Annotated in this window: 6 protein-coding genes; all 6 read right to left on the bottom strand. The window is 70.2% G+C overall.

Going from position 1 to position 7397, the window contains the following annotated elements; genetic code table 11:
* Window positions 1-1028 (bottom strand): AAA family ATPase (locus QQK83_RS18325; protein WP_284266762.1); only part of this gene is annotated, 1028 nt, incomplete at its 3' end.
* A gap of 51 nt (window positions 1029-1079) precedes the next feature.
* A complete protein-coding gene (locus tag QQK83_RS18320; RefSeq protein ID WP_417750370.1) occupies window positions 1080-1925 on the bottom strand; it encodes an outer membrane protein assembly factor BamD in 846 nt (281 codons plus the stop codon).
* 195 nt (window positions 1926-2120) lie between these two features.
* Window positions 2121-3038 carry a UDP-3-O-acyl-N-acetylglucosamine deacetylase gene (gene lpxC, locus QQK83_RS18315; RefSeq protein WP_284266758.1) on the bottom strand — a complete coding sequence of 306 codons (918 nt, stop codon included), beginning with the start codon at window positions 3036-3038 and terminating at the stop codon, window positions 2121-2123.
* A gap of 294 nt (window positions 3039-3332) precedes the next feature.
* The gene (gene ftsZ, locus QQK83_RS18310) at window positions 3333-4958 is read right to left on the bottom strand and encodes a cell division protein FtsZ (RefSeq protein ID WP_284266756.1); all 1626 of its coding nucleotides are present in this window, start codon (window positions 4956-4958) and stop codon (window positions 3333-3335) included.
* Between the two features lie 201 nt (window positions 4959-5159).
* Window positions 5160-6494: a cell division protein FtsA gene (gene ftsA, locus QQK83_RS18305; protein WP_284266753.1), complete on the bottom strand. Its 1335-nt coding sequence runs from the start codon at window positions 6492-6494 to the stop codon at window positions 5160-5162.
* Window positions 6491-7397, bottom strand: a 907-nt coding sequence (locus QQK83_RS18300) for a cell division protein FtsQ/DivIB (protein ID WP_417750369.1), incomplete at its 5' end; no start/stop codon positions are given. The genes QQK83_RS18300 and ftsA, both read right to left, overlap by 4 nt.

The following is a 7397-nucleotide window of genomic DNA, read 5'->3' as shown; positions in this document are numbered from 1 at the left end:
CCCGCGATCTCGCCCGCCCCGCCGTCGAGCGCGGCCAGGCGCCCGCGCAGCTCATCGGCGAGCCCGGCGAGCTCGTCGGGCGCGACCCCGTGCTTGCGCGCCAGTGCGCGCAGCGCGAACAGGCGTTCCTCGGTCTCTTCCAGCTCGGCCGGGTTGAACTCCAGCGCCTCGGCGAAGCGCTCCACGCCGGCCTGCGCCTCGGTCAGCTCGACCGCCGCGCGCTCCAGCGCCGCCAGCGCCGCGTCGAGCCCGCCCTCGGCCTTGTCCGAGACCCCTTCGAGCCAGCGCCGCGCGTCGACCATCGCGCCCTCGGCCCCCTCGAGCCCGAGGGCGGCCCCCGCGCGGGCGACATCGTTGCGCATCCGCTCTGCCCCCTGCATCAGGCGGCGGCGGGCGTCGAGGGTTTCCTCCTCGCCCGGCTGCGGGTCCAGCCCATCCAGCTCGGTCACGGCGTGACGCAGGAAATCCTCTTCGGCGCGCATCTCGGCCAGCCGCGCCTCGGCCGCCTCGAGCGCCTTTTGCGCCGCGCGGCGGGCCGCGAAGGCGGCGCGTGTCCCGGCCAGAAGCGCGTCATGGCCGCCGAAGGCGTCCAGCATGGCGCGGTGCTGGCGCGGGTCCAGCAAGCCGCGGTCGTCCTGCTGCCCGTGCAGCTCGACCAGCGTGTCGGACAGCGCGCGCAGCACCTCGCCGCTGGCGCGGCGGTCGTTGATCCAGGCGGTCTTGCGGCCCTCGGGGGTGTTCACGCGGCGCAGGATCAGCTCGTCGCCCGCGGGCAGGCCGGCCTCGTCCAGGATGGCGCGGGCGGGATGGGCAGGCGACAAGGCGAACTCGGCCACGACCTCGCCCTGCTCGGCCCCTGCGCGCACCAGGTCGGCGCGGCCGCGCCAGCCGAGGACAAAGCCGAGACTGTCGAGCAGGATCGACTTGCCCGCCCCGGTTTCGCCGGTCAGCACGTTCAGCCCCGGCTGGAAGGCAAGCTCCAGCCGGTCGATGATCAGCATGTTCCGGATGTCGAGGTGACGCAGCATGGCGCGCTTGTGTCCCCTAGCCCCGCGGCCCCGTCAAGGGCGGGCCCGCGTTCAGAGCCAATCGCCGCGCACGGTCTGGCGCCAGACGTCCCTGAGCCAGCCTTCGCCGCTTGCCTCGGGCGTCAGCTGCTGCCCGGTCAGCTGGCGGAAAGCATCGTCGTAGAAGGGCGAGGACTGGAAGTTGTAGCCGAGGATCGCCCCCGCGGTCTGCGCCTCGTCGGTCAGGCCGAGGGCCAGGTAGGCCTCGACCAGCCGCATCAGCGCCTCGGGCGTGTGGCTGGTGGTCTGGAACTGCTCGACCACCACGCGGAAGCGGTTGATCGCGGCGGTGTAATGCTGGCCACGCAGGTAGTAGCGGCCGATCTCCATCTCCTTGCCGGCGAGATGGTCGAAGGCCAGGTCGAAGCGCAGGATCGCATCCTGGGCGTATTCGCTGTCGGGATACCGCTCGATCACCAGGCGCAGCGCCTGCAGGGCCTGGAAGGTGATGCCCTGGTCGCGGCCGACCTGGTCGATCTGGTCGTAATAGCTGAGCGCCAGGAGATATTGCGCGTAGGCTGCATCTTCCTCGCCCGGATAGAATTCGAGATACCGCTGGGCGGCGATGCGGGCGTTCTCGTAATCCTCGGCGGCGTGGTAGGAGAAGGCCGCCATGATCAGCGCGCGGCTGGCCCATTCCGAATAGGGGTGAAGGCGCTCGACCTCGATGAAGAGGGCCGCGGCATCCTCGGCATCGCCCTGCTCGAGCTGCGCTTCGGCCTGCTGGAAGATCGTCGCGGCATCCTGTTCCTCGAGCGGAACCTGCGCGTTGCGGCTGGCGAACAGGCCACCGCCGCCGCCGCCGAACAGGCCACTCCCGAACAGACCGCCGCCGCCACCGCAGGCCGAGAGCGTCATCACCAGGCAGAGACCCGTCGTGAGCCCCAGTTTCCGGATCTTGCCATCGGCGCTGCGCTGCATTCTGGACAACCCTGTCTTTCCCCCTCGGTCCGGCGGCCGGGCCACCGGGCTTGGCCTTGGTCCTAGCACATTCTTTCTGGGGGCAAAACGCCTGAAATGCCCCGCGGCCGGGACCGGCGCAGGGCCACCGGATCAGGCGACATGCGCCAGGTCGGCCCCGGTGACGCCCATGCCCGGCAGGCGTGCGGCCTGTTCCGGGGTGCATTCCACGAAGCGCCACGCGCCCGGCGTCGAGAACAGGGCACGCAGAAGCTGGTTGGTCAGCATGTGCCCGGCGCGGATGCCGGTGTAGCGCCCGAGAATCGGCGCACCGGCCAGCGCGAGATCCCCCAGCGCATCGAGCATCTTGTGGCGCACGGCCTCGTCCGCGTGGCGCAGCCCGCCGGGGCTGAGGACCGTGTCGCCGTCGACGACCACGGCATTCTCGTAGGTGCCGCCAAGCGCCAGACCGGCGGCATGCATCGCATCGACATCCGCCTTGCGGCAGAAGGTGCGGCTGTCGCAAAGCTCGCGCACGAAGCGCCCGTTGGCGAGGTTGGCGACCCGGCGTTGCCGCCCGATCGCGGCATCGGCGAACTCGATGTCGAACTCCATCACCAGCCCGTCGGCCGGCGACAGGCTGGCCTCGGCCGCGCCGTCGGTCACCGTGACCGTCTTCAGAACCTCGATCGCGTGGATCGGGGCGCGCTGCCGCTGGATGCCCGCGGCGAGAAAGGCGCGCACGAAGGGCGCAGCGGAGCCGTCGAGAATGGGCAGCTCGGGGCCGTCCACCTCGACCAGCGCGTTGTGGATGCCGCACCCCGCAAGCGCGGCCATCAGATGCTCGACGGTCGAGATCTCGCTGCCATCCTCGCCCACCAGCTTGGTGCAGAGGCGGCTCATCGGGACGACGTCGAAGCGGGCGGGGATGAGCGGTGCGTCGGGGCGGTCGCTGCGGGCGAACCACAGACCCATGTTCGCGGCCTGCGGCTGCACGGTCATCCGCACGAGGCGGCCGCTGTGAAGGCCGACGCCGGAAAACTGCACCGCTTGCCTGAGTGTTGCCTGCATCGCTGTCTCCGACCTTGCGTCCCGGATCTTCCCCGGTTCCACCCCTGTGGCTGCGCCGGTTGTGGGTCCGGCGGCGTTACGCGTGGCACCCCTTCGGCGGGGCAGTCCACTTCATGTTGTGGGGATAGCGAGCCGATGCACCAGCGACAATTCAAGCTTTATGACGACTTGCAACAAAGCCCGAACACATCGGCAAACTTCTGCCGATTGCCCCGACACACCCCGACAAAACCCTGTTTCAAAAACAAAAAAGGCCGACGCGAGGTCGGCCTTTCGGGGTGTTTCGTGACGGGCTCAGTTGGCCTGTCGGCGCAGGAAGGCCGGGATCTCGATCCGCTCCTGCTCGGGGTCGACGATACCGTCATCCACCGAGGCCGGGCGGTGATGCGCAGCCGGTGCGGCCTGCGAGGACATTGGCGGCTGACGCCGCTCGGGCTGGGCGTGACCCTCTTCGGCATGGCCCGTCATGCGGTTGATCAACGAGTTGATGCCGAAGCGCGACTTGTGATGCGCATCGCCCTGCGGGTCGGCGGCCGGGGCGGCCGGGCGCGGCACCTCTTTCTGGATCGCGGCGCGCAGACGCGCCAGCGCCTCGGGGGTGGGTTTGCCGGCCGGGTTGGGCTTGGGCGCGACATAGCCCGTTTCGGCGGGTTCCTGGCGGACCGGCTCGAACCGTGCAGGCTCGGGCGCGCGGGCGGTAGGCTGGTAGGCCGGGGCCGGCACGTCATGCTCGTCCAGCAGGTCGTCGTCATGGCCCATGTCGAGGCTGGTGAACAGCGAGGGCTCGGGCTGAGGATCGGCGAGCATCATCGGCTCGGGCTCGACCTCGCGCTGGGGGGCTGGCTGCGGCTGGGCCGCATAGGCGGCGGCAGGTTCGGCGGCTTCGGCCGCGCGCGGCGCAGGCGTGGCGGCCACGTAGCTGCGCACCGGCTGCTCGGCCCGCGCCTCGGTCACGTCGATGCCGGTGGCCACGACGCTCACGCGCATCTGGCCTTCCATGTTGGTGTCGAGCGTCGATCCGACGATGATGTTCGCCTCGGGGTCCACTTCCTCGCGGATGCGGTTGGCGGCCTCGTCCAGTTCGAACAGGGTCAGGTCGTAGCCGCCCGTCACGTTGATCAGGACGCCGCGGGCCCCCTTCAGGCTGATCTCGTCGAGCAGCGGGTTGGCGATGGCCTTTTCGGCGGCCTGCAGGGCGCGGCTTTCGCCCTCGGCCTCGCCGGTGCCCATCATGGCCTTGCCCATCTCGTTCATCACCGCGCGCACGTCGGCGAAGTCGAGGTTGATCAGGCCCGGACGCACCATCAGGTCGGTCACGCCCTTCACGCCCTGGTAGAGCACGTCATCAGCCAGCGCGAAGGCCTCGGTGAAGGTGGTCTTCTCGTTGGCGAGGCGGAACAGGTTCTGGTTCGGGATGATGATGAGCGTGTCGACGACGCGCTGCAGCTGCTCGATGCCCTCGTCGGCCTGGCGCATGCGCTTCACGCCCTCGAACTGGAAGGGCTTGGTCACGACGCCCACGGTCAGCACGCCCAGCTCGCGCGCGGCCTGCGCGATGATCGGGGCGGCGCCGGTGCCGGTGCCGCCGCCCATGCCGGCGGTGATGAAGCACATGTGCGCACCCGCGAGGTGATCGACGATCTCCTCGATCGACTCTTCGGCGGCGGAGGCGCCGACAGCAGGGCGGGCTCCTGCACCGAGACCCTCGGTCACCCGCGCGCCCATCTGGATCTTGGCATGCGCGCGCGATTGCGCCAGCGCCTGCGCATCGGTGTTGGCGACGACGAACTCGCACCCGTCGAGGTTCTGGTCGATCATGTTGTTGACCGCATTGCCCCCGGCCCCGCCGACGCCGAAGACGGTGATCCGCGGCTTGAGGTCCGGCTGCGTCCCGGCCGGCATCATCAGGTTCAGTGTCATGGGTCTGTCCGCCTGTTCAACGATCTTGATGGTCATCGACCCCGGTCTTGTCGCCGGGATGCCGTTTTTTGCCTCTGATTGCTCTCCAGACTACCCGGTTCCACGGGCGGCGTCACGCGGAAATTCAGGGAATTCCGCGAAATATGGGGCAAGAATCCGCCGATACGGGCGGGTTTAGAGGTCGACTACCAGATCAGGGGGTTACCAGTTGTCGCGGAACCATCTGACGGCCCGCTTCAGGCTGCGCGCGGGCAACCGTTCGGCCGGGGTTTCGAAATCCCACCACTCGTCCTGCGGGTAGGCCGCGAAAAGGGCAAGCCCCACCGCCGCCGAAAATGCCGGGCCGCAGGCCGATTGCGGCAGGCCCTGCACCCGCAGCGGACGCCCAAGGCGGACCTGGTTGCCGAGGATGCGGCTCGCCAGACCGTCAAGGCCGGGGATCTGGCTCGCGCCGCCGGTCAGCACGATGCGCTGGCTCGGCAGATGCTCGAAGCCCGCGGCGTCGAGATGGGCGCGCACCTCTTCGAGGATCTCCTCGACGCGCGGGCGCATGACGCCGATCAGCTCGGCGCGGGTGACGGTGCGGCGGTCGTGGTGCCAGTCGCCGGTCTCGCTCTCCAGCTCGATGATCTCGCGGTCGTCCATGCCGGTGGCGATGACGCCGCCGAAGCGGCACTTGATCCGCTCGGCATGGTTGGCGGGGATCTGCAGGCCCTGGCTGATGTCGCCGGTGACATGGTCGCCGCCCATCCGCACCGTGTCGGCAAAGATCATGTGTTTCTTCATGAAGATCGACAGGCTGGTGGTGCCGCCGCCCATGTCGATGCAGGCCGCCCCCAGTTCCTGCTCGTCCTCGACCAGGCTGGACACGCCCGCCACGTAGGGCGCGCTGGCAAGCCCCGCAAGCTCGAGATCGCAGCGCTTGACGCTGTGCAGAAGCGTCTCGATCGCGTGGGCCTCGATCGACAGCAGGTGCATGTCGACCGACAGGCGGTTGCCGACATGGCCGCGCGGATCGGTCAGCCCGGTCCGGTGGTCGAGCGAGAAGTTCACCGGCTGCGCGTGCAGCACCTCGCGCCCCTGCCCGAGGTCGGGGACATCACAGGCGGCCAGCACGCTGGCGACATCATGGTCGGTCACCGTGCCGCTGGTCAGCGACACCTCGCCGTCCAGCCCGTAGCTGCGCGGACGCGCACCGGCCAGCGCGACGATGACGTGGTCGACGCGGACCTGCGCCATCTTCTGCGCGGCCTGCACCGCGGTGCGGATCGCGCGCTCGGTTTCCTGGCAGGTGTCGATCTCGCCGAAGCGCACCCCGCGCGAGCGGGTCGTCGCCGCGCCGATGATGCGGAAATTCGCCTGCCCGGCCATCGCGCCGATCCCCTCGGCGGGGGCGGCGGCGTCGGCCTGGTCGAATTTCAGCACGAGGCAGGACAGCTTGTGCGTGCCGATGTCCAGAACGGCGATCACGCCGCGTTTCAACGCCTCCTGGCGCTTGGCGCGCATGGCGCGCTGGGACTGGTAGAGCAGGTTCATCCGTTTCGCTCTCCGGGTTCGCCCCCCGCCTCGAACGCGCGGAGCCGGCGCAGCTCCTCCAGCGCCTCGGGGGTCAGTTGCACGGTCAATCGCTCGGGGTTGCGCAGGTCGAGCCGCAGCACGTCGCGCGCAAGGATATCGGTCGCGTCATCGAGCGCGAGCGCCCGGTCTAGCGCCTGCACGGGCGCGCGTTCGGGCAGCAGGATGCGGCGGCCGTCGGTCAGCACCACGTCCCAGCGGCGCTCGCCCATGCGGACAAGCCCGCGCAGCCGGTCGCCGAGGGGGGCCGCCGCGGCATGGAGCGCAAGCGCCTCCGCCACCACGCGGTCCGCGCCCTCGCCGCCCACCAGCGGCAGCGGCTGGGTCAGCGCGCGGTCGCCAAGCGCGGCGACGAAATGGCCCTCGGCGTCGATCAGGACGGCACCCTCGCGGGTCTGCCAGATCAGCACGGGGGCGCGTTCCTCGACGGTCACCGACAGGTAACCGCCACCGCGGATGCGCAGGTCGGCCGAGGCCACGGCCGGCAGCGCCTCGAGGCGCTGGCGCAACGCGGCAAGATCGAGGTCGAAGGACGAGACCGGCAGGTCGAGCGCCAGCGCGCCGCGGATTTCCGCGGTCACGGCGGGGCTGGCACCCTCGACGCCGAGGACATTGACGCGGAACTCGGGGCGGCCCTCGATCTCGCGGCGCAGCTCCTGCACGGTTTCGACCATCGCGGTGCGGCGGTCCTCGTCCCCGACGTAAAGGCCCAGCGTCAGCACAACCGCAAAGGCGGGAAGGCCCACGCGCACCACCTTGCGGAACAGCGGCGTCAGCCACAGGCGCTGCACGCGGTAAGCCCAGATCGACGGCGCGGGGTCGCGGGGTGGCTCGGCCGCCGCGGCACGGCGGGGCGGCTCGGCC

The organism is Roseicyclus amphidinii (assembly GCF_030163755.1).
Classification (GTDB): Bacteria; Pseudomonadota; Alphaproteobacteria; order Rhodobacterales; family Rhodobacteraceae; genus Roseicyclus; species Roseicyclus amphidinii.
This window is presented reverse-complemented; position numbering and strand designations above follow the sequence as displayed.

What these genes read in the sequence shown, in the direction of transcription:
- ftsZ (WP_284266756.1), bottom strand. Translation starts at nt 4,958, where the DNA reads ATGACACTGAACCTGATGATGCCGGCCGGGACGCAGCCGGACCTCAAG.
- ftsA (WP_284266753.1), bottom strand. Translation starts at nt 6,494, where the DNA reads ATGAACCTGCTCTACCAGTCCCAGCGCGCCATGCGCGCCAAGCGCCAG.
- lpxC (WP_284266758.1), bottom strand. Translation starts at nt 3,038, where the DNA reads ATGCAGGCAACACTCAGGCAAGCGGTGCAGTTTTCCGGCGTCGGCCTT.
- QQK83_RS18320 (WP_417750370.1), bottom strand. Translation starts at nt 1,925, where the DNA reads ATGACGCTCTCGGCCTGCGGTGGCGGCGGCGGTCTGTTCGGGAGTGGC.